Below are 22,425 nucleotides of genomic sequence, written 5' to 3'. Positions count from 1 at the left end.
TCAGCCTTTTTCTTTTTCAAATTCCGCCATGTAGTCAATCAACGCCTCAATGCCGGCTTCCGGCATGGCGTTGTAGATGCTCGCGCGCATCCCTCCCACGGAGCGGTGCCCCTTGAGGTTGAGCAGGCCACGGGCCTCGGCGCCCTCAAAGAAAGCACTGTTCAGGCTGTCGTCCGCCAGCGTGAAGGGCACGTTCATCAGTGACCGGTATTCCGGCTGCACCGGATTCGCGTAGAAGTCGCTCTGGTCGATAAAGCCATAGAGCCGGTTCGCCTTGCGACGATTAATCTCTGCCATGGCCTCAAGGCCGCCCTGGCGCTTGAGCCACTGGAACACCAGCCCGGCAAGGTACCAGGCATAAGTGGGCGGCGTGTTGTACATGGATTCCGCCTTATCGTGAACGGCGAAGTCCAGCATCGCCGGCGTGCCTTCACGGGCATTGCCGATGAGGTCCCGGCGAACGATCACGATGGTCAGCCCGGCAGGGCCAATGTTTTTCTGGGCCCCGGCGTAGATCATGCCAAAACGGCTCACGTCCACCGGTTCGGAGAGGATGGCCGAGGACCAGTCCGCCACCACGGGCACGTTGCCGGCTTCCGGAAAACGGTTATAGGCCAGCCCGCCAATGGTTTCGTTGGGCGTGATGTGCAGATAGCGCGCCTCAGGGCGCGTCTGCCACTGGGCCGGATCCGGCACATGGGTATAGCCGTCGGCTTCGGAGGAGGCCACTTCCCTGGCGTCCGCCAGCCGGCCCGCCTCGGCAATGGCCTTGCGCGACCAGACGCCGGTATTGACGTAATCCACGGGCTCATTGGGCCCCGCCAGGTTCAAAGGCACCCCCGCAAATTGGCTGCTCGCACCTCCCTGGAGGAATAGCACGGCATAGTCATCCGGGATCCCCATCAGATCGCGCAGGTCCTGTTCGGCCTGTTTGGCGATGCTGACAAAGGCATCCCCGCGGTGGCTCATCTCCATGACCGACAGGCCCTTGCCCTGCCAGTCCAGCATTTCGTCGCGCGCCTGTTCCAGTACAGCCTCCGGCAGAGCCGCCGGGCCGGCGCAGAAGTTATAGGCTCGTGTCATGGATCAGTCCTGTTCCCCGTTTTCGTCGTCATCGTCACTGCTGTCCTCGATCCGCTGGATGCCCACAAGGCGCTCGTCGTCACCGGTCATCCGGATCAGACGTACCCCCTGGGTATTGCGTCCACTGATCGAGACATCCTCGATACCGGTACGCACGAGCGTACCCTGGTTGGTAATCAGCATGATCTCGTTGCCTTCGAACACCTGCAGTGCACAGACCAGCTCACCGTTGCGCTCGGAGCGCTGCATGGCAATCACGCCCTGGCTGCCACGGCTGTAGGCCGGGAATTCGTCGACCCGGGTGCGCTTGCCATAACCGTGTTCACTGGCCGTGAGAATGTAGCCTTCGGGATCCGGCTGGATCAGGGAAACCACGTGCTCGCCCTCTTTCAGCCGGATACCGCGGACACCGCGCGCCGCACGGCCCATCGAGCGCACCTGATCCTCGGTGAAGCGTACCGCCTTACCGGAAGTGGCCATCAGCATGATCTCGGTATTGCCCTCGGTGATGACAGCGCCGATCAGGTGGTCGCCCTCGTCCAGGTTGGTGGCGATCAGACCGGAGCTGCGCGGGCGCGAGAAGTTCTCAAGCGGCGTCTTCTTGACCGTACCGTTGGCGGTGGCCATGAACACGTAATGGCCCTCGGTGTACTCGCGCACCGGCAGGAAGGTGGAGATCCGTTCATCCTCATCCAGCGGCAGGATATTGACCATAGGCCGGCCGCGGGAGTTGCGGCTGCCCTGCGGGATCTCGAACACGCGCAGCCAATAGACCTTGCCCTTGTCCGTAAAGCACAGGATGGTGTCGTGGGAGTTGGCCACCAGCAGCGTCTCGATGAAGTCCTCATCCTTCATGCTGGTGGCGGACTTGCCACGGCCACCCCGGCGCTGAGCCCGGTAGTCCTCCAGCGGCTGCGTCTTGGCGTAGCCGTTGTGGGAGATGGTGACCACCAGATCCTCTTCGTCAATCAGGTCCGCGGTGGTCAGGTCCTGGCGCGAGCTCACGATCTCGGTACGGCGTTTGTCCCCGTACTCGTCGCGGATCTTTTCCAGCTCCTCGCGGATGACCTGCATCAGGCGATCCGGGTTGCTCAGGATCTCGATCAGCTCCTCGATCCGGGCGAGGATCTCCTTGTATTCACTGAACAGCTTTTCCGTTTCAAGTCCGGTCAGGCGGTGCAGGCGGAGGTCCAGTATGGCCTGCGCCTGTTCCGGTGACAGATGATACCGACCATCCCGCAAGCCATAACCCTCAGGCAGGTCATCCGGACGACAGGCATCAGCGCCAGCGCGCTCAAGCATATCGTTGACCTGCCCCGGCTGCCAGCCCTGAGCCAACAGCTTCTCCTTCGCCTCGGCGGAGCCCGGCGAGGCTTTGATCAGCTCGATCACCTCGTCGATGTTGGCCAACGCCACCGAGAGCCCTTCCAGCACGTGGCCACGCTCGCGCGCCTTGCGCAGCTCATAGATGGTGCGGCGTGTAACCACCTCGCGGCGGTGCAGCAGGAAGCGCTCCAGCATCTGCTTGAGGTTCAGGGTCTGGGGTTCACCGTCGACCAGCGCCACGCAGTTGATGCCGAAGACGTTCTCGAGCTGGGTGTTCTTGAAAAGATTGTTGACGATCACCTCGGGGTTCTCGCCCTTGCGCACCTCAATGACGATGCGGATGCCTTCCTTGCTGGACTCATCCCGCAGCTCACTGATGCCTTCAAGACGCTTTTCCTTGACCAGCTCGGCAATCTTTTCAATGAGCCGCGCCTTGTTCACCTGATAGGGCAGCTCATTGAAGACGATGGCATCCTTGCCCGTTTTCTTATCGTGCTCGATTTCGTGCCGGGCACGCACATAGATCCGGCCCCTGCCGGTCCGGTAGGCCTGAACGATGCCGGCGCGACCGCTGATCAACCCCTCGGTGGGGAAGTCCGGCCCCGGCACGTATTCCATCAGGTCATCCACGGTCAACGAGTCATCATCGACCAGTGCCAGGCAGGCGTCGACCACCTCCCGCAGGTTATGCGGGGGGATGTTCGTGGCCATGCCCACCGCAATACCTGAAGAGCCGTTGACCAGGAGGTTGGGAACCCGCGTTGGCAGTACTTCAGGAATCTGTTCGGTACCGTCATAGTTGGGCACGTAATCGACGGTTTCTTTATCCAGGTCCGCCAGCAGCTCATGGGCGAGCTTGCGCATGCGCACCTCGGTGTAACGCATGGCCGCCGCGTTATCACCATCAATGGAACCGAAGTTACCCTGGCCATCCACCAGCGTGTAGCGAAGGGAGAAGGGCTGGGCCATGCGCACGATGGTGTCGTACACGGCGGCGTCACCGTGCGGGTGGTATTTACCAATGACATCACCGACCACGCGGGCGGACTTCTTGTAGGCCTTGTTCCAGTCATTGCCGAGTTCGTCCATGGCATAGAGCACCCGGCGATGCACCGGCTTGAGCCCGTCCCGAACGTCCGGAAGCGCACGCCCCACGATCACGCTCATGGCGTAATCCAGGTAGGACTGCTTGAGTTCTTCTTCGATATTAACCGGCAGGATTTCTCTGGCTAGCTCTCCCATCGGGACGTCATCCTTCCTGTATTCTGGCGGTGGTCTGCGGCGTGCTGCCCGGGCACGCCAAAGCCGCCTATACTACCACAGAAAGCATGACACCGTGGAATCAGGGCGCCTTGCGCGCCCTGCCAGGGATGTCCGGCACCGGGGCCGGAACGGATGGAGGTCAGCCGCCGTACAACTCGTCCGTGCGCGCCGCCATAATGAAGTCATTGCGGTGCAACCCGCCAATCTTGTGGGTCCACCAGGTCACGGTCACCTTGCCGTATTCGGTGGTGATCATGGGGTGATGATCCACCTCGTCAGCCATCTCGCCCACCTTGTTGGTGAACGCCAGGGCCTCGGCAAAGTTTTTCAGCTTGAAGGTCCGCTCCAGCTGTTCTTCGCCATTGCGAGTCACATAGGACCACTCAGGCACCTCCGCACCCAGCTCCTGTTTCTCCACTTCGCTCGCCAGGGGCGAATCCTTACTGCAAGCCTCACAGGCCTGTTTCGTAAGCTCACTCATGCTGCTCCCTCCTTACTTACTTTCGGGTGTGTTCAACATCCCATCATCACGCGCCACCCACGCCCCGTAAACCCGCTATTAAAAGCGGGAACCAGCGCTCCGACAACCGTGACCTGTCCGCCCAATTAACATCCTGTCAACCTCGACAAACCCCTTGTGCCGGGCTACCTTTCCCCTCAGGCAGCGTAAACTCCGCCATCACACCGGCTTAGCGCCGGGTGAACGGGCGCAGCACCGAATTGCGACAAGACAATAAAAGGAAGGAAGGTCCTACCTATGTACAAAAAAACATTACTGAGCCTTGCCGTCGCCTCCACGATCGGCCTCTCGGGGTGTTTCTCCGATGGCGGCAACCCCAATGCGGGAGCGAGCACGTCGCCAAAACCGTCGGAGCAGGGCACGTTCCCGGTCTTCAATCCGGTAACCCAGCAGCTCCCCGTTCCCAATGACATCAACTTCGCGGGGACCGAAGACGGCACGGCTACCACGGAGGCATTCACCTGGCTTGACGGCGCGTCCACGCTTGCCCAGATCGACATCAAGCTCTCAGGCACAATCGATCCGGCCTCCCTCAACGCCACCCCCTTTGTGCCGAACCCGCAAAACACCTCGCAGCCGATCCCGAACCCCCAGCAGAACGTATTCCTGCTGGAGCTGGACTTCCCGGGCAATGACCCGCTAGCGAATGATGGCAGCCATTACCGGGACCTGATTGATGGGCTGGTGGAATCAGGCGCCATTCAGGATCCCGGCCTGGACACGGTCCCCGGGGAGGTGCCCACCTTTGACTATGGCTTGAAGTACGCCAACTTCGCCGGTGGCGGCGGAACAACCGCGGATGACATCTTTTCCCTGAACCAGGAGTTCAGGGCGGAAGTGATCGAACTGGACGGGGGCGATGACAATGTGCTCCGCATCACCCCCCTGAAACCCCTGGATCCCAAGAAGAAGTACCTGGTTGTGGTTACGGATGAAGTTCAAACCACTGACGGAACCATTAATGCTTCTCCCGCCTATCAGCGCCTTGAAAAAGCGGCACGCAACGGGGAATCACTGGATAACCCCAGCCTTGATGCCGTCGCGGAAACCATTGTGGGCTGGGAGCAGCTGGCCACGGGTTATTTCAGCAACCTGACGAATACCGCACGCCAGGAGCCCCTTACCGAAGACAATATCGCACTGGCCTATACCTTCAGTACGGGTGGTACGACGGATGTGCTTGAGGCGGCTGCATCGCCCGCCCAGTTCTTCCACGAAAATGCCATTGTGCAAACCAGGCAGAAGGCCATTGCCAAGTATCTGGCACAGAATGCAGCCGACTTCGCCCAGATGGGGCCAAGCCAGCAATATGGAACCCTGGAAACGGTTGCTGATAACGCCGTCGAGGCCGAAAACAATGACGGTGTAACGCTGAAACAGACCGCTGCGGGAACTGCTTCCCAGCTGGCGAACAACGGCGCGGATTTCAGCAATCCCCAGCCAAGATCGATCAACCTGTTCCAGAACACCCGGCTTCCCGCCTCCCAGCTCGGCCTGCCCAATACGGACGAGACGCTGGTACAGGCCTCCATCGAACTCCCTTACTACCTGCAAACGCCCACGGACGCTGACCCATCGAACCTCAATGTGCCCTGGCAGGCCTCTGAAACCGTGGGCGGACTGATTGATGCCGCTCAGGGCAACGAGGATGGCACCACACCGCCCTCCGGTCAGGTGACGTACCGCTTCCCATTCGCAGGAAAGACGGAAACCGTCAGCGTGCCCCTGCTGATCTCGGCGCCGGATCCCGCCAACTGCAGCGCCCCCTATGACGTGGTGGTGTATCAACACGGTATCTTTGGCAACCGGGCGCACAGTGCACCACTTGGCAACCAGCTGGCCGAAAACTGCCTGGTAACCGTGGCGATGGACCTGCCTCTCCATGGCATTGGCGCCAAGACCGCCCAGGGTGACCTCAACCCATTCCTGCCTCTCAACGTCGACGTAACGCTGCAGGACGGCGAGTATGTGGACAGCCCTCTTTCGGACCAGGTCAGTGAGCGCCACTTTGGATGGGCGCAAAAGAATGGCTCCCCCACGCCAATGCAGTACAGCACCGATTCCGAGCAGGCGGTTGGTTACGGCGGCCAGTTCTTCCTTAACCTCAAGAACCCGGCGGTTGCCAGGGACAACAACCGTCAGGCCATCATTGACCTGCTGAACCTGAACGCCAGCCTGAGCAACCTGGACAGCAAAGACCTCGACGGCAATGGCGGTGGCACGGACTTTGGTAACGGCAACTCCGATGTCTACTTTGTCGGCCATTCTCTTGGCGGCATTCTTGGCGGCTCATACCTCGCTTTGACCAACTCCCGGGACGCCGCACAGGACCCCGTCATCGGGAACAGCAACATCACGCCGTTCACCTCGGCTGCGCTGGTTACCCCGGGCGGCGGCATCGCCAAACTCCTTGAGAACTCGCGCTCCATCAGCCCAACGGTACTCCAGGGACTGGCCCCGACCGGCCGTACCCAGGGATCGCTGGCACTGGAGCGTTTCATGCGGATTGCCCAGGCTTCCATGGACAGCGTGGACCCGCTGAATTTTGCCCCCATGCTGTCGGATGCCATCGGAAGCAACGCTGGCGATCTGCAGGCCCTTTATATCAATGAAGTCTATGGCGATGGCAGTACCCGCACCACACAGGACGGCACCATACCGGTAGCCGCGGATACCTGTTATGGCGGCGACTACACAGCACCACTGGGTCAGGCTTTGCCAGCGCCTCTGGCTGGAACTGAACCATTGATCCAGGCCATTGGTGCGGACGCGATCACCAGCACCGGCTCCATTGAGGGCAGCGCTGGCGTGGTCCGTTTCAATACCGGGAGCCACTCAACCATCGTGACAGGCGAGCCAACGTCCGTACTGACGGAGATCAGCACCAACATTGTCTCCCTGTTCACAACTCCCAATGAAACCGTCAGCCTTGCCGGGACCGCAACTGTCCGTGGCAGCGGCCTGTCTGCCACCTGCCAGTCGTCCCAGTAACCAGAAAGGGACCCGAAAGCCCCGGTAACGCCGGGGCTTTCCGGTTTAGACACACGCCATGCCAACGCCACCCAACCATCCCCCTTGCTCTCCCCCAGAACAGCCCCCACAGTGAATGAATAACAGCGTTCATCCACTCATCCATCCGCAGAAAGGAGACGCTCCATGAACAACCCCCACTTCACCATGCCCAAGGTTCGCATCGTCGTCGCCGACGCCAGCCGTGCACGCCTTTTCAGCACGGATTCGCCCATGGGGGAACTCAGCGAAGTGGATACCCTCGTCAACCCCGAAGCCCGACTGCATGACGGCGACCTGACCACGGATCGCCCCGGCCGCCAGGCGGATTCAATGAACGGGGCCCGAAGTGCCATGGAAGAAGGCAGCGAACCCAAAGAAGTGGAGGCTCAGAAGTTCGCCAAACAGCTGGCGGAAACGTTGGAAACCAGCCGCAACCAAGGGGAGATTGAGAAACTCTACGTAGCCGCCCCACCGAAATTCCTGGGAGAGCTGCGCAAGCATATGAAGCCGGAACTCAAGGCGATTGTCGCGGAAGAGGTCAGCAAGGACCTGTCACAGATGGACGTCCAGGAGATGCGCAGGCACCTCCCGGAACGCATCAAGTAGGAAGGGATTACAGAGAACGCCCCTTGGAGGCGGCAATACGCAGGCGGAGGGCATTCAGCTTGATGAAGCCTTCCGCATCTTTCTGGTCATAAGCGCCCTCGTCCTCCTCAAAGGTGGCGACCTTTTCATCAAAGAGTGACTCGTCTGAGCGGCGGCCCAGCACTTCCACATTGCCCTTGTAGAGCTTGAGGCGCACGTCGCCGTTGACGTGGCCCTGGGTCTCGTCGATGAGGGCCTGCATGGCGCGGCGCTCAGGGGCCCACCAGTAGCCGTTATAGACCACTTCCGCGTAACGCGGCATGATACTGTCCTTCAGGTGAGCCACTTCCCGGTCCAGCGTGATCGACTCGATGGCACGGTGCGCCTTGAGCATCACCGTGCCCCCCGGTGTCTCGTAGCAGCCGCGGGACTTCATCCCCACATAGCGGTTTTCAACAATGTCGAGTCGCCCGATACCGTTCTCACCGGCCACCCTGTTGAGATGGGAAAGCACCTCGTGGGGTTTCATGGACTCACCATTGATCGCCACGATATCGCCCTTGTGGTAGGTCAGGTCCAGGATGGTCGGCTCGTCCGGGGCCTGCTCCGGCGACACGCTCCAGCGCCACATAGCCTCCTCGGCCTGAGCCCATGGATCCTCAAGCACCTCGCCCTCATAGGAAATGTGCAGTAGATTGGCGTCCATCGAGTAAGGCGATTTGCCCTGCTGTTTCTCCACCGGGATTCCGTGGTCCTCGCAGTAGCTGAGCAGCTTCTGGCGGGAATTGAGATCCCACTCACGCCAGGGCGCGATAACCTTGATCCCCGGCTTGAGCGCATAGGCGCCAAGCTCGAAGCGCACCTGGTCATTACCCTTGCCGGTGGCGCCGTGGGCAATGGCGTCAGCGCCCGTCTCATTGGCGATTTCCACCAGCCGCCGGGCGATCAACGGCCGTGCAATGGACGTGCCCAGCAGGTATTCCCCCTCATACACCGTATTGGCGCGGAACATCGGGAACACATAATCCCGCGCGAATTCCTCGCGCAGATCCTCTATGTAGATTTCCTTCACGCCCAGGCCCTTGGCCTTGTCACGCGCGGGCTCCACTTCCTCGCCCTGGCCGATATCGGCGGTGAAGGTCACCACCTCACAGTCGTAGGTTTCCTGGAGCCATTTGACGATGACGGAGGTATCGAGCCCCCCGGAGTAGGCCAGAACGACCTTGTTGATGTCTGACATCGCTGTTTCGCCTTATCCGGAATTCATGAACGCCGGGTACCCACAGTACCCGGGCCTGCTGATCAGTGGCGGGTATTTTACGGCAAGGGCGGGGTCCGGAGCCAATCCGGGTTCAGTCGACGATCACCGGGTCACGACGTTGAGCCTGGGTCACCACCGGCTCAGCATCGCCGTCATCGTTCTCCCGCTCCAGCCGGACCGTGGCCCGCCGGTGCCTTGGGCCGGGGGTTGGTACGCCTGCAACAGGGTAGCGAGCACCGTGGAAGCGCGTGACCAACTGCTCTTCCGGGATCCCCTGCTCCTGAAGATAACCGGCCACCGTGTTAGCGCGCGCCTTGGACAGCTCACGGTTGCGCAGCGGCGTGCCTATGCTGTCCGTGTGGCCGTCCACATAGATCTTCGTTACGCGATCATCCGCCTTGGCGTACAGCGCCACGTCATCGAGACGGTCCCTGGCATCCTCACTGAGCTCGGACCGGTCCAGATCAAACAGAACCACAGTACGCTGGACCTGATCGTAGTTCACCGGAAGCAGCTGACTCTGGCAGCGACGGAAGGATTCATGGGGACTGCCATAGTTGATGTAGTTGAGCCGCACCCGTACCGGCCGGTCACTCTGGCGCGCCCGGCGGGTAAAAGTGGGCATACGGCCTTCCTGCAGACTGGCAAGCATCCGTTCACTGGTTCCGGAGGACAGCTCCACTGGCCGGTCACGGTCATTGCTGACCCGAACGTATCCCAGGTCATCCACAGGTTTACCCGCCTTCCAGGCGGGCTGCTCGATCACCAACGCGGCCTCCCCGGCGCGCATGGAACTGCGGACCGGCTGCAGAAAGAACCGGAGCGACTCCCCGGCCCGATGGTAAAAGACAGCCTCACCATAGCCGGGCACCGGATGCGTCAACGTGCACTCAAAGATGGAATCCGAAAGGATCCAGCGGCTGTTTTCTATACCCGCGGAAAAGGTGGTACCGATGGCGCTCAACGGCAACCAGGCGATAACCACTACCGCAGCGATCCAATAACGTGGGTTCATGACGAACGGAACCATTGTTGTGACGCCTCAATCCCGGGTATCGGCAGACGCCGCCGGAACTTGAGGCCCGGATCATCTGGTACAATCCCGATCATGACTGATACCTTGACCCTGACCCAACCCGATGACTGGCACCTGCACGTTCGCGATGGCGAGTTGCTACAGCAGGTGGTTCCCGACTCGGCTCGGCGCTTTGGCCGTGCCATCATCATGCCCAACCTGACCCCGCCGGTGACCACCGCGGCTCAGGCAATGGATTACCGTGAGCGGATCCGGGCCGCCCTCCCCGAAGGCAGCGGATTCGAGCCTCTCATGACCCTCTATCTCACGGACAATACCACGCCCGAGATCATTCGTGAGGCCGCGCGTTCGGGCATAGTGGCGTGCAAGCTTTACCCGGCGGGAGCCACCACCAACTCGGACTCCGGCGTCACCGATATCCGCCATATTGAGCCCGCGCTGGAAACCATGGCCGAAGAAGGCCTACTGCTGCTCACCCACGGTGAGGTGACACGGGCCGACGTGGACATCTTTGACCGGGAAAAGGTATTCATCGACGAGGTGCTGGCACCGCTGGTTGAGCGCCTGCCCCAGCTGCGGGTTGTCATGGAACACATCACCACCGCGGACGCGGCGCAATTCGTAACCTCACGGGAGCGCAACCTGGGGGCCACCATCACCCCCCAGCACTTGCTGTTCAACCGCAACAACCTCCTTGTGGGCGGCATAAGACCCCATTTCTACTGCCTCCCCATCCTCAAGCGCCAGCGTCATCAGCAGGCCCTGAGGGAAGCCGCCATAAGCGGTGACCGCCGCTTCTTCCTGGGCACGGACTCCGCCCCTCACGACCGCAGCCGCAAGGAAAACAGCTGTGGTTGTGCGGGCTGTTATTCCGCTTTCGCCGCCATCGAGCTGTACGCTCAGTTCTTTGAAGAGGCTGGCGCCCTGGACCGGCTGGAAGGGTTCGCCTCCTTCCACGGCGCGGACTTCTACGGCCTGCCCCGCAACACCGGGTGCATCACCCTGCGCCGGGAGCCTCATACCATCGCGGAGGCGCTGTATGAAGACGGCCACCCCATAGTGCCGCTGAATGCCGGGAACACCCTGAACTGGCGGATTGACAGCGGGGAGAACCGGGCGTGAACAACGTGACGGCAGCCCCAACAATGATGCAGCAGCGCTTCCGGGGTTTCCTGCCGGTTGTCGTGGACGTGGAAACCGGCGGCTTCAATGCCGCGACGGATGCCCTGCTCGAAATCGCAACGGTTCTTCTGGAAATGGACAGCGAAGGCTGGCTCTATCCGGGCGAACGCATTCAGTACAACGTCCAACCCTTTGAAGGCGCCAATATCGAGAAAGATGCCCTCGCCTTCACCGGTATTGACCCTGGCAACCCACTGCGGGATGAGCGTCCGGAACTTGAGGCCATGCGCGGCACCTTACAGCCCATCCGTCAGGCCGTGCGCCGCAACCAGTGCAAACGCGCGGTCCTGGTGGGCCATAACGCCACCTTTGATCTTGGCTTCGTGAAGGCAGCCTCGGAGCGCCAGAACATCAAGCGCAATCCGTTCCACCCCTTCTCGACCTTCGATACCGCCGCCCTTTCCGGGCTGGCCCTGGGTCACACTGTATTGGCGGAATCCTGCCGTATTGCCGGCATTGACTTCGACAATAAAGAGGCCCACTCGGCACTGTATGACGCGGATAAAACAGCAGAACTGTTCTGCCTGATCGTTAATCGCTGGAAAGCTCTGGGAGGGTGGCCACCCCCGTCGCCCGGGGAGGCCTGACAAGCGTTGAGGTAACAGCGCACCCTCAGGCGGGGTGCGCCACATCACAGCAGGTTCAACCGCCGACGAACTTGATCATCACGCCCGCCGCCACGGCAGAGCCGATCACACCGGCAACGTTCGGCCCCATGGCGTGCATCAGGAGGAAGTTCTGGTGATTCTCCTCCAGGCCCACCTTGTTGGACACCCGCGCTGCCATGGGCACGGCGGAAACACCGGCCGAACCAATCAGAGGGTTGATCTTCTCCTTGGCAAACGCGTTCATGATCTTGGCCATGACCACGCCGCATACAGTACCCACGGCAAATGCCGCCATGCCCAGCGCCAGGATGCCAAGCACCTGGGCGTTCAGGAATTGCTCAGCCGCCATCTTGGAGCCAACTGACAGCCCCAGAACAATGGTCACCGCATTGATGAGGGCGTTCTGGGTCGTGTCACTCAGTCGCTCAACAACGCCACATTCCTTCATCAGGTTACCGAAGCAGAACATGCCCAGAAGGGGCGTTGCATCGGGCAGGAACATACCGGTCAGTACCAGGATGGCAACCGGGAAGATGATCTTCTCAAGCTTGCCAACTTCCCGGAGCTGACTCATCTGCAGCTGACGCTCTTCCTTATTGGTGAACGCCCTCATGATCGGTGGCTGGATCAGCGGTACCAGCGCCATGTAGGAATAGGCCGCCACGGCGATCGCCCCCAGAAGATGGGGTGCCAGGATGCTGGAGACGTAGATGGATGTGGGGCCGTCCGCGCCACCAATGATGCCCACGGCCGCCGCTTCGGTAACAGAGAAATCCATGAGCCCGGTACTGTTGAGCGCCGCCGCACCCAAAACAGTGCTGAAGATGCCGAATTGAGCGGCCGCGCCAAGCAGCATCGTCTTCGGGTTAGCCAGCAAGGGCCCGAAATCCGTCATGGCGCCTACGCCCATGAAGATGATCAGCGGCGCGACACCACTGCCAATGGCCACCTTATAGAAGGACTGGATTATCCCCGGCGAATACCCCATATCCGTCGCGACCTGCTGAGCACTGAGCATCGCCTCGGCATCAAGTCCCTTATAGGCTTCCATGAAGCTCTTGATGACATCCGGCGTCACCTTCTGCCCCATCTCGTAGCTCACATCCATCACGGACGCGAGCGCTGCCAGCACCCGAGGCACCTCGCTGTGGATCGCGTTCTCGACCGCGCTCATGGCGAGACCTGCCTCGGGCAGGTTCGACAGAATGGTGCCGAAACCGATCGGCACCAGGAGCAGGGGTTCAAACTTCTTGTTGATCGCCAGATAAAGCAGCACCAGGCCCACCACGATCATCGTGAGCGCGCCTGGCGTCAGGTTGTACAGACCACTACCGGTCCATAAAGTAATCAGATTATCCATGCCGTAAAGCCCTTTTTATCCCAGAGTCAGGAGTTCGTCGCCAACGGCCACACTGTCACCGACCTTGACGGTAACGGAGCCCACTGTACCGGAACGATCCGCTTTCACCTCGGTTTCCATCTTCATGGCCTCAAGGATGATCAGCACGTCGCCCTCGTTGACTTGTTCACCAGGACTGACATGCACCTTGAAGATGTTACCGGCCAAGGGAGCTGAAACCGGCTCGCCACCGCCGGCGGGCGCGGCAGCCGGACCGCCACCAGCCGGTGCCGGGGACTGACCACCCCCAGGGGCCTGCTGGATATTGGTGATGTCGCCGCCCTCGGCGACCTCTACGACATAGGACTGACCGTCTACCGTGACCGTATAGGTCTCGGGCTCACCCGGCGCTGCCGGACTCGCCACTTCCTCGCCCGTGGGCGCAGGCTCGAACGCCTCCGGGTTACCCCGGTTCTCCAGGAACTTCAGCCCGATCTGCGGGAAAAGGGCGTAGGTCAGTACATCATCCACTTCGTTCTCTGCGAGCGTGAAGCCCTTATCGGTCGCTTCCTGGCGGAGTGCTTCCGTCAACCGGTCCATTTCGGGCTCAATCAGGTCAGCGGGCCGGCATGTGATGGGCTCGCCCCCCTGCAGAACCTGCTCCTGAAGCTCCTTGTTGCACTCGGCAGGGGCTGCGCCGTACTCACCCTTGAGGAGCGCGGACGTTTCCTTGGAGACGGACTTGTAACGCTCCCCAGTAAGTACGTTCAGCACGGCCTGGGTCCCGACAATCTGGGATGTGGGCGTTACCAGCGGGATGTAGCCCAGATCTTCGCGAACGCGCGGGATTTCCGCCAGAAGCTCGTCCATCTTGTCGCTGGCGTTCTGCTCCCTGAGCTGGCCTTCCATGTTGGTGAGCATGCCGCCCGGTACCTGGGCCACCAGGATGCGCGAATCCACGCCACGCAACGACCCTTCAAATTTCGCGTACTTCTTGCGGACCTCACGGAAGTACTTCGCGATGTCCTCGAGCAACTCAATGTCGAGGCCGGTATCCCGGTCCGTCCCCTGCATGATGGCCGCCACCGACTCGGTCGGCGAATGGCCATAGGTCATGCTCATGGAGGAGATCGCCGTGTCCACCCGATCAACCCCGGCCTCGGCAGCCTTGACGATACTGGCGGTCGACATGCCCGTAGTGGCATGGGAATGGAACTGGATGGGAATAGACAGCTCTTTCTTGAGCCGGCTCACCAGCTCGTAACAGTCATAGGGCTTCATGAGCCCGGCCATGTCCTTGATGGCGAGCGAATCGGCGCCCATGGATTCAATCTGACTCGCCAGCTGCACCCACATATCAATGGTATGCACTGGACTGACCGTGTACGAGATCGTGCCCTGGGCATGCTTGCCGGTTGCCTTCGTCGCCTGGATGGCCGTTTCCAGGTTGCGCGGATCGTTCATCGCATCAAAGATCCGGAACACGTCCACACCGTTTTCAGCGGCACGCTCCACGAAACGGTTAACCACGTCGTCCGCGTAATGGCGGTACCCCAGCAGATTCTGGCCGCGGAGCAGCATCTGCTGGTTGGTGTTGGGCATCGCCTTCTTGAGCTCACGGATCCGCTCCCAGGGATCCTCGCCCAGATAGCGTATGCAGGAATCGAACGTGGCTCCGCCCCAGGACTCAACCGACCAGAAGCCTACCTGATCCAGCTTCTCGGCAATCGGCAACATGTCGTCCAGTCGCATGCGGGTCGCGAACAGGGACTGGTGCGCGTCACGCAGCACCAGATCCGTGATCCCCAGGGGTTGCTTGGTATCTGTCATCTTTCGGACCTTCTTTATCTCGTTTTGGTTTCCCGGCCGCGCATTAAGCGCGGCGCCTCATTGCCGACGACGAGCCCGGTGTTTGGCAATGGCTTCGGAAATGACCGCTTTGAGTTGTGGGTCTTTCATAGGATCGGCGCTGCCCTGGCCGCCGCCGTTATTGGGGCGTACTGGCTCCGGTGGCGCGATGCGACCCGCGATGCGGGACATCAATATGGTGACGAACACCAGAATGATCAGAAAGGAAAACACGAACCCCATGCCAACCAGCATCAGGTCCAATGCCCCCTGCATCACTTCATCCATGGGAAATCACCTTATCAGTTAAGGAGAATTAATGACCGCGACAGCCGCTCACAGGCCTTGCAAGTCTGTCATAATTTACAGTTTCTCGCCTTGCCGGACAACAAAAAAGGATCGCGCCGGAAAGGCGCGCGAATTTATACGCACAAACACCGACGATTGCAAGTTGATCACATCGACTCAATTGTGCCTTCACACAACCAGAAACAAGCAGAGGGCGCTTCTCGCACCCAACAAGCCCGGCTCGCCTCAATGAGCCAGGCTTTTGGGGGGGCAAACCGCGGGTCAGTAGCCGTCGGTCGTCTTGCGGACCAGGAAGGGTAAGGCTTCATATTTCCGGAAACGAGCGATCGCTTCCCGGGCAGGAAGCTGGTCCGGCGTGTCCTTGCTGACCGCGTAGGCCACCCACTCGCAATAGCTGTCACGGAACTCCACCGTCGAATACCCGTGCAACCGGGAATTGAAGAACCGGATATGGGGATTGGTCACCCTTACGGCACTCGAACTCAAAGCACCCACGAGGGCGTTGTTCACCTTGTTGTCCGGAGTCTGTTCCGGTAGCTGGTCCGCCAGCCCCGCGGAGGTAAGAGAGGGTGTCATGAATTCGGCACCACGGTGGTTATCAAAGTTCCAGAACGCCAGATCCGAGTAGTCCTTCTTGACCTGGGCAGCGATGTAGGAATGCAGATCGCCGGTCAGCACCACCAGATTATCCACACCGTTTGACTGGAACTCATTCAACAGCAGCTGCCGCTCCGCTGTGTAACCGTCCCATGCATCCACATTGAACGGCAGCTTGACATCTTCCCCGAGATCCAACCCGAGACGGCCCATGAAGGTCTGGTTCCCCAGGACATTCCAGCGCGTTGTTGACAGATGAGTACGATTGAGAAGCCACTCGCGCTGGGCATCGCCAAGCATGCTCTGATTGGGGTTACCGAAATTGTCGCAGCCGATGGGCACATACCGTTCGAGCACATCGTCTTCACCGCAGGGATGTGGAGTGCGATAGGTTCGGGTGTCCAGCATGTAGAGGTTCACGAGATCACCGAAGCGGAAATCCCGATAAATTCGACTGAACTCGAAGGGATGGGTTGCCGCTTCGTTGAACTGGATCCGGGCAGGGACGTACTCGGCCCAGGCCCTCTGGCTGTCGAGCTTGAGCTGGCGCCGGAGATCGAGGTTATTGGCGTAGGACGCATCTGTCATAAAGGGGTGATCCGGGCAACCAAGCGTATCCTGCTCGTAATCCCAGTAGGCGTCGTTGCAGGTTTCATGGTCATCCGTGGTGATGATCCAGGTATGTTGCTCCATGGCCCGCTGCAGCGAACGGTCACTGCGGTAGATCCGGTACAGGTGCCGGTAGTCCGCAAGGTCAAAGGCAACCGTGTTGCCGCTGGGAAGGATGATAAGGCGGTCTTCGAACGGCAGGTCCTGGAACCGGGGATCACCCACGCTTTCATAGATGAAATCGCCCAGGTGAAGAACAAAATCAATGCTGTCGTCATCAGCCACATGATCCAGCGCACCATAGTAACCATTGGTATAGTCCTGGCACGTCAGAACGGCGAATTTGAGGCGATCCGGCGAGGCGTGCTCCGCCGGGGCGGTGCGGCAACGCCCCGTTCGTGAGGCGGTATTGCCATAGATGAAGCGGTAGCAATACCGCTGACCGGGTGAAAGCTGACCTTCCAGATCCACCTTAACGGTGTAGTCACTGCGTTCATTGAGGTCCTCCGGCAACACTTCGCCTTCCGAGACCAATTGCTGGAATTCACCGTCAAGCGACACCTGGAAGAACAGTGACTGTCCCGCCACAACGAGATCCGGGCGTACACGGGTCCAGAGGATGACCCCGGTGGGAACAGGATCGCCAGAAGTCACTGACAGCTCAAAAACCCGCCCCTGATCCACACTCAGGTTGCTGGTATCAAGCCGCGACTCAACATAAGAGGCTCCCTGCCACTGTGTAGCGGATGCCTGGGCATTTCGGGATCCGGTCAGCAGGTAGGGGGTCAGGGTGGTTGCCGCCAGTCCCACCAGAAACTGGCGCCGGTCGAAGTCGGCCATCGCTCATTCCTCCACAAGGGGTCCATTTCCAGGTCGATGAGGAGACACCCTAGCGGCGGCGTATTAACCTTCATTTACAAAACAGCGACGCATCGAACCGAGAGGCAAGCGTTGGGTCGTTGCTTTCAGCGAAACGCTAGTCACTGAACGATCGGTTGGACGGTCAATCCGGGGGAAATGGTGCGGCTGGGAGGATTCGAACCCCCGACCCCGTGGTTCGTAGCCACGTGCTCTATCCAGCTGAGCTACAGCCGCCTTACAGGCAGGTCTTGCTATGGTTTCAAGTGTTGCTCATGCCACTTGAGAAAGCTGATGCCTTTTAAGGCATCAGCCTGGTATCTGGTGCGGCTGGGAGGATTCGAACCCCCGACCCCGTGGTTCGTAGCCACGTGCTCTATCCAGCTGAGCTACAGCCGCTAAATGGCGGAGAGGGAGGGATTCGAACCCTCGGTACGCGCAATGCGTACGGCTCCTTAGCAGGGAGCTGGTTTCAGCCACTCACCCACCTCTCCGTTGGAACGCGGCGTATACTACCATATGTGACACGTTTTCATAGGGGTTACGTGACATTTTCTGGCAGCCGCCGCTACAGGGTCCGGACTCAGTCGTTTTCCGGCTCGTCCTCATCCTGTTCTTGCTGGATGCGCTGATAGATTTCTTCCCGGTGCACCGCCACTTCTTTCGGTGCATTCACGCCAATACGCACCTGGTTCCCCTTGACACCAAGAACGGTCACGGTGACCTCATCACCAACCATGAGTGTCTCGCCGACGCGACGTGTCAGAATCAGCATTGTCCAAACTCCTTGTCTTAATTAACCGCTTTCCGGTTATACGTCCCACCTGCCCTTCCGGCTCAGTCGCGAGACGCTGCCCCGTGTCGTTTTCGTTTCGGCTTCCCAATTATTGAAGCCTACACGCGTTTTCGCCAGCTGTTTTATTATTATTCAATCTTCTTCCCGGATTTCAGCCTGCTCCAGACCGAATGCGCTGTGCAACGTACGCACCGCCAGCTCCAGGTATTTCTCGTCGATCACTACCGAGATCTTGATTTCCGAGGTGGAAATCATCTGAATGTTGATGCCTTCCGCCGACAGGGCATCAAACATACATGAGGCCACGCCCGCATGGGAGCGCATGCCTACACCCACAATGGAGACCTTGGCGATGTGCTCATCGCCCTGCACGGACTGCACATCCAGCTCACCCCCAAGGTTCTCCAGCAGTTCCAGAGACTGCCTGTAATCATTACGGTGCACAGTGAAGGTGAAGTCGGTCCGGTTATCCGACCCCACATTCTGCAGGATCATGTCCACTTCAATGCCCGCATCACTAACAGGCTTCAGCATCCGCGAGGCACAGCCGGGGATGTCCGAAACACCCACCACCGTCAGCTTGGCTTCATCGCGATTGAACGCGATGCCCGAGACCACTGGCTTTTCCATATCGTCCTCGTCGTCAAAGGTGATCAGGGTTCCGGGCCCTTCCCTGAAACTGGAAAGCACCCTAACCGGTACGTTGTACTTGCCGGCGAACTCCACCGAACGGATCTGCAGCACCTTGGAGCCCAGACTGGCCATCTCGAGCATCTCCTCGAAGGTGATGGTCTCAAGCCGCCGCGCTCCGTCCACGATCCGCGGATCCGTGGTATAAACACCATCCACATCGGTGTAGATATGGCACTCATCCGCCTTCAGCGCGGCGGCCAACGCCACCGCGGTGGTATCAGAGCCACCACGACCCAGGGTGGTGATATGCCCGTCCTCGTTCATGCCCTGGAATCCAGCCACAACCACAACACGTCCGGCGTCCAGATCCTGGCGCATATTATCTTCGTCAATATCCTGGATCCGTGCCCTCGTATGCGAGCTGTCCGTGGTGATGCGGACCTGGCCACCGGTATAGGAACGGGCGTCCACACCCCGCCTGAGCAATGCCATGCTCAGAAGCGCAATGGTTACCTGTTCGCCGGTGGACACCAGCACGTCCATCTCCCGCGGATCCGGCTCGTCCATCACCTGATGGGCCAGGTCAATCAGCCGGTTGGTTTCGCCACTCATCGCCGAAACCACGACGACCACATCATCGCCGGCTTGACGGGCAGCCTGGAGCTGGTCCGCTACCGCCTCGATCCGGTCCACGGTGCCGACGGACGTGCCGCCGAATTTCTTTACGTACAACGCCATGCGCGCGTATTCCTTGTCCGTACGGATTCAATCAATCCCGGCTCGCTATTAGCGCCGGGCGCATTATAGCCCTGTTTGCCCGGCTGTACAGATAGGGATACCCCTTAGACGGTTAGTTCCCTACGTTATCGCGGACCCAGGGTTCGACCGAGGCAATGGCATCAGCAAGGCCATCCGGGTCGCTGCCGCCACCCTGCGCCATATCAGGCCGACCTCCTCCCTTGCCGCCCACACAGGGACCGACTGTCTTCATGAGCTCACCCGCGCTGAGTTGGTCGGTAAGATCCTTTGTCACGCCCGCGACCAGCGTCACCTTGCCGTCCACCGCCGACCCCAGCAGCACAACGGCACTGCCGAGCTTGTTCTTGAGCTGGTCGGCCGTTTCCATCAGCGCCTTGCGGTCCGCACCCTGCATGTCGGCCGCAACCACCTTGATGCCACCCACGTCCACGGCATTATCAGCAAGGTCACTACCGGCGGCACTGGCCAGCTTACCCTTGAGCCGCTCTACCTCTTTCTCAAGCTGGCGGTTCTGTTCCACCAGGGTTTCCACGCGCTCCACTGCGGATTCAGGTGCGCCCTTCACAAGGGCCGCGATACGCCCCAGGCGTGCTTCCTGCTCCCGGTCGTGGGCCAGCGCTGACTCGCCGGTCAGTGCTTCAATGCGGCGAACGCCGGAGGAAATACCGGTTTCAGCGACGATGCGGAAGAGGCCGATATCGCCCGTGCGTTCCACATGGGTGCCCCCGCACAACTCAATGGAGAAACCACCAGTACCCATCGAGAGCACCCTGACGCTGTCACCGTACTTTTCGCCAAACAGGGCCATGGCTCCCATGGTCTTCGCCGTTTCCATGTCCGTCACCCGGGTTTCAACGGCGGTATTCGCACGGACCTGTTCGTTCACCATGCGCTCAATGCGCTCCAGCTCCTCGGCGCTGACCGCCTCGAAGTGGGAGAAATCAAAACGCAGCCGCTCCGCGTTAACCAGGGATCCCTTCTGGGCCACATGCTCACCGAGTACGGTGCGCAGCGCCGCGTGCAGCAGATGCGTGGCTGAGTGGTTGAGTGCCGTAGTGGCCCGCCGCTGGCCGTTAACCGCCGCATGCAGCGCCATACCCGGCTCCAGGGTCCCAGCCACGACACGACCGATGTGCAGATGATGGCCACCCTCTTTCTGGGTGTCTTCCACTTCAAAACGGCCACCAGACCAGCTCAGGACCCCAGTGTCACCCACCTGGCCACCGGATTCCCCATAGAAGGGGGTGCGGTCCAGAACCACCACGGCACGCTCACCCACACCAGCGGAGCGGCGTTCACCTTCGACCAGGACGACGCGAACCTCGCCCTCATCCTCGAAGTTACCGTGGCCGGTGAACTCGGTTTCCCCGTCCAGATTGAGCCCGGCGTTGTAGTCGATACCGAACTTGCTGGCGGCCCGAGCGCGCTCACGCTGGGCCTCCATAGCCTGCTCATAGCCCTCCATGTCCAGTGTCAGGCCACGCTCGCGGGCAATATCGTTGGTCAGGTCCACCGGAAAGCCATAGGTATCGTAGAGGGTGAACACAGTCTCCCCCGGGATCTCATGACCACTGAGCTGGGCAATATCGCTTTCCAGCAGACGCAACCCCTTCTCCAGGGTACGTGCGAACTGCTCTTCTTCCTGCTTGAGGATTTTCTCGATCTGGGGACGGGCCTTGGTCAGCTCCGGGTAGGCTTCACCCATCAGCGCATCCAGTGGCTCCACCAGTTTATGGAAGAAGGTGCCGCTGGCGCCCAGCTTGTTGCCGTGACGCGCCGCCCGGCGGATGATCCGGCGAAGCACGAAACCGCGCCCCTCATTGGAGGGCATCACCCCATCCGCGATCAAAAAGGAACAGGACCGGATGTGGTCGGCAATCACGCAGGCGGAGGCCTGGTCCGGATCCACGCCTCCCAGAACCTGGGAAACGGAGCTCAGCAGCGACTGGAAAAGGTCGATTTCATAGTTGCTGTGAACCCCCTGCAGAACCGCGGCGATGCGTTCCAGACCCATGCCGGTGTCCACGGACGGACTCGGGAGGTCGTGCATGACCCCATCGGCCGTGCGATTGAACTGCATGAAGACAATGTTCCAGATCTCGATGTAGCGATCACCGTCCTCATCATCACTACCCGGAGGACCACCAGCCACGTCGGGGCCATGATCGTAGAAAACTTCCGAGCAGGGGCCGCAGGGGCCAGTATCGCCCATGGACCAGAAGTTATCCGACTTGTAGGGCACGCCGTCTTCATCCCCGATGCGCACAATGCGCTCAGCGGGCACACCGATCGTCTCATTCCAGATCCGGTAGGCATCCTCATCAGTCTGGTACACCGTGATCCAGAGCTTTTCCGCAGGCAACCCGAGCCACTGGGGGTCCGTCAGGAAGGTCCACGCAAAGTGGATCGCCTCACGCTTGAAATAGTCGCCGAAGCTGAAGTTGCCCAGCATCTCGAAGAAGGTGTGGTGGCGCGCCGTATAGCCCACGTTCTCAAGGTCATTATGCTTGCCGCCGGCACGCACGCAACGCTGGGACGACACCGCCCGGGTATAGCCCCGGTCCTCGCGTCCCAGGAAGGCATCCTTGAACTGGTTCATCCCCGCATTGGTGAACAGCAGCGTAGGGTCGTCCGCTGGCACCAGGGAACTGCTGGGCACAATGGTATGCCCGTTCTGACGAAAATACTCCAGAAACGCACTGCGCAGCTCGGCTGTTTTCATAGCGGACTCAAACCCGTTATTCGTTAGGAGGATTGCTTTGACTCTGAAGCGGCTACTCTAACACAGCCGCAAAAACCGG

At 60.2% G+C, this 22,425-nt stretch carries 16 protein-coding genes and 3 tRNA genes; 4 read left to right on the top strand and 15 right to left on the bottom strand.

Features of this window, described 5'->3' with window-relative positions; genetic code table 11:
- From serC to AC1RQI_RS02195, 3 genes are all read right to left on the bottom strand, one after another.
- Entirely contained in the window at positions 1–1,083 is a 1,083-nt protein-coding gene (gene serC, locus AC1RQI_RS02205) for a 3-phosphoserine/phosphohydroxythreonine transaminase (RefSeq protein ID WP_481903491.1), read from the bottom strand.
- A 3-nt stretch (positions 1,084–1,086) separates the two neighbouring features.
- Entirely contained in the window at positions 1,087–3,651 is a 2,565-nt protein-coding gene (gene gyrA / locus AC1RQI_RS02200; RefSeq protein WP_481903490.1) for a DNA gyrase subunit A, read from the bottom strand.
- Positions 3,652–3,811: 160 nt separating this feature from the next.
- Positions 3,812–4,153, bottom strand: coding sequence for a 4a-hydroxytetrahydrobiopterin dehydratase (locus AC1RQI_RS02195; RefSeq protein ID WP_481903489.1), 342 nt, complete (start codon positions 4,151–4,153; stop codon positions 3,812–3,814).
- 276 nt (positions 4,154–4,429) lie between these two features.
- Between AC1RQI_RS02195 and AC1RQI_RS02190 the strand changes: the two genes are divergently transcribed.
- Entirely contained in the window at positions 4,430–7,183 is a 2,754-nt protein-coding gene (locus tag AC1RQI_RS02190) for a hypothetical protein (protein WP_481903488.1), read from the top strand.
- A gap of 165 nt (positions 7,184–7,348) precedes the next feature.
- Positions 7,349–7,810: a host attachment protein gene (locus tag AC1RQI_RS02185; protein WP_481903487.1), complete on the top strand. Its 462-nt coding sequence runs from the start codon at positions 7,349–7,351 to the stop codon at positions 7,808–7,810.
- Positions 7,811–7,817: 7 nt separating this feature from the next.
- Here the strand turns inward: AC1RQI_RS02185 and AC1RQI_RS02180 are convergent, their stop codons facing one another.
- Together AC1RQI_RS02180 and AC1RQI_RS02175 are read right to left on the bottom strand one after the other, a co-directional pair.
- Positions 7,818–9,029, bottom strand: a complete 1,212-nt coding sequence (locus AC1RQI_RS02180) for an argininosuccinate synthase (RefSeq protein WP_481903486.1) — start codon at positions 9,027–9,029, stop codon at positions 7,818–7,820.
- Positions 9,030–9,141: 112 nt separating this feature from the next.
- Positions 9,142–10,065: a flagellar protein MotY gene (locus AC1RQI_RS02175; protein WP_481903485.1), complete on the bottom strand. Its 924-nt coding sequence runs from the start codon at positions 10,063–10,065 to the stop codon at positions 9,142–9,144.
- A gap of 93 nt (positions 10,066–10,158) precedes the next feature.
- Here AC1RQI_RS02175 and pyrC point away from each other — a divergent pair, with 93 nt between their 5' ends.
- On the top strand, positions 10,159–11,208 hold the full coding sequence (pyrC, locus tag AC1RQI_RS02170) for a dihydroorotase (protein ID WP_481903484.1): 1,050 nt from the start codon (positions 10,159–10,161) through the stop codon (positions 11,206–11,208).
- Positions 11,209–11,234: 26 nt separating this feature from the next.
- Positions 11,235–11,855 (top strand): ribonuclease T, encoded by a 621-nt coding sequence (gene rnt, locus AC1RQI_RS02165; protein ID WP_481903544.1) that lies wholly within the window; start codon positions 11,235–11,237, stop codon positions 11,853–11,855.
- A gap of 55 nt (positions 11,856–11,910) precedes the next feature.
- Here the strand turns inward: rnt and AC1RQI_RS02160 are convergent, their stop codons facing one another.
- The 10 genes from AC1RQI_RS02160 to alaS form a co-directional block, all read right to left on the bottom strand.
- A complete protein-coding gene (locus AC1RQI_RS02160; protein WP_416635030.1) occupies positions 11,911–13,236 on the bottom strand; it encodes a sodium ion-translocating decarboxylase subunit beta in 1,326 nt (441 codons plus the stop codon).
- Positions 13,237–13,251: 15 nt separating this feature from the next.
- A complete protein-coding gene (gene oadA / locus AC1RQI_RS02155) occupies positions 13,252–15,045 on the bottom strand; it encodes a sodium-extruding oxaloacetate decarboxylase subunit alpha (RefSeq protein WP_416635031.1) in 1,794 nt (597 codons plus the stop codon).
- Positions 15,046–15,102: 57 nt separating this feature from the next.
- Positions 15,103–15,351: an OadG family protein gene (locus AC1RQI_RS02150; RefSeq protein WP_481903483.1), complete on the bottom strand. Its 249-nt coding sequence runs from the start codon at positions 15,349–15,351 to the stop codon at positions 15,103–15,105.
- 282 nt (positions 15,352–15,633) lie between these two features.
- Positions 15,634–17,418 carry an alkaline phosphatase D family protein gene (locus AC1RQI_RS02145; protein ID WP_481903482.1) on the bottom strand — a complete coding sequence of 595 codons (1,785 nt, stop codon included), beginning with the start codon at positions 17,416–17,418 and terminating at the stop codon, positions 15,634–15,636.
- Positions 17,419–17,596: 178 nt separating this feature from the next.
- Positions 17,597–17,673, bottom strand: a tRNA-Arg gene (locus AC1RQI_RS02140).
- Between the two features lie 85 nt (positions 17,674–17,758).
- Positions 17,759–17,835, bottom strand: a tRNA-Arg gene (locus AC1RQI_RS02135).
- Between the two features lie 4 nt (positions 17,836–17,839).
- Positions 17,840–17,930 (bottom strand) — tRNA-Ser (locus AC1RQI_RS02130).
- An 89-nt stretch (positions 17,931–18,019) separates the two neighbouring features.
- Positions 18,020–18,211 carry a carbon storage regulator CsrA gene (gene csrA, locus AC1RQI_RS02125; RefSeq protein ID WP_416635034.1) on the bottom strand — a complete coding sequence of 64 codons (192 nt, stop codon included), beginning with the start codon at positions 18,209–18,211 and terminating at the stop codon, positions 18,020–18,022.
- A gap of 153 nt (positions 18,212–18,364) precedes the next feature.
- A complete protein-coding gene (locus tag AC1RQI_RS02120; protein WP_416635035.1) occupies positions 18,365–19,603 on the bottom strand; it encodes an aspartate kinase in 1,239 nt (412 codons plus the stop codon).
- 112 nt (positions 19,604–19,715) lie between these two features.
- Positions 19,716–22,346, bottom strand: coding sequence for an alanine--tRNA ligase (gene alaS, locus AC1RQI_RS02115; protein WP_481903481.1), 2,631 nt, complete (start codon positions 22,344–22,346; stop codon positions 19,716–19,718).
- Positions 22,347–22,425 lie beyond the last annotated feature (79 nt).

It is taken from the genome of Salicola sp. AFF1 (assembly GCF_056783195.1).
This window is presented reverse-complemented; position numbering and strand designations above follow the sequence as displayed.

Coding starts and splice junctions, on each gene's coding strand:
- serC (WP_481903491.1), bottom strand. CDS start 1,083: ATGACACGAGCCTATAACTTCTGCGCCGGCCCGGCGGCTCTGCCGGAG.
- gyrA (WP_481903490.1), bottom strand. CDS start 3,651: ATGGGAGAGCTAGCCAGAGAAATCCTGCCGGTTAATATCGAAGAAGAA.
- AC1RQI_RS02195 (WP_481903489.1), bottom strand. CDS start 4,153: ATGAGTGAGCTTACGAAACAGGCCTGTGAGGCTTGCAGTAAGGATTCG.
- AC1RQI_RS02190 (WP_481903488.1), top strand. CDS start 4,430: ATGTACAAAAAAACATTACTGAGCCTTGCCGTCGCCTCCACGATCGGC.
- AC1RQI_RS02185 (WP_481903487.1), top strand. CDS start 7,349: ATGAACAACCCCCACTTCACCATGCCCAAGGTTCGCATCGTCGTCGCC.
- AC1RQI_RS02180 (WP_481903486.1), bottom strand. CDS start 9,029: ATGTCAGACATCAACAAGGTCGTTCTGGCCTACTCCGGGGGGCTCGAT.
- AC1RQI_RS02175 (WP_481903485.1), bottom strand. CDS start 10,065: ATGAACCCACGTTATTGGATCGCTGCGGTAGTGGTTATCGCCTGGTTG.
- pyrC (WP_481903484.1), top strand. CDS start 10,159: ATGACTGATACCTTGACCCTGACCCAACCCGATGACTGGCACCTGCAC.
- rnt (WP_481903544.1), top strand. CDS start 11,235: ATGCAGCAGCGCTTCCGGGGTTTCCTGCCGGTTGTCGTGGACGTGGAA.
- AC1RQI_RS02160 (WP_416635030.1), bottom strand. CDS start 13,236: ATGGATAATCTGATTACTTTATGGACCGGTAGTGGTCTGTACAACCTG.
- oadA (WP_416635031.1), bottom strand. CDS start 15,045: ATGACAGATACCAAGCAACCCCTGGGGATCACGGATCTGGTGCTGCGT.
- AC1RQI_RS02150 (WP_481903483.1), bottom strand. CDS start 15,351: ATGGATGAAGTGATGCAGGGGGCATTGGACCTGATGCTGGTTGGCATG.
- AC1RQI_RS02145 (WP_481903482.1), bottom strand. CDS start 17,418: ATGGCCGACTTCGACCGGCGCCAGTTTCTGGTGGGACTGGCGGCAACC.
- csrA (WP_416635034.1), bottom strand. CDS start 18,211: ATGCTGATTCTGACACGTCGCGTCGGCGAGACACTCATGGTTGGTGAT.
- AC1RQI_RS02120 (WP_416635035.1), bottom strand. CDS start 19,603: ATGGCGTTGTACGTAAAGAAATTCGGCGGCACGTCCGTCGGCACCGTG.
- alaS (WP_481903481.1), bottom strand. CDS start 22,346: ATGAAAACAGCCGAGCTGCGCAGTGCGTTTCTGGAGTATTTTCGTCAG.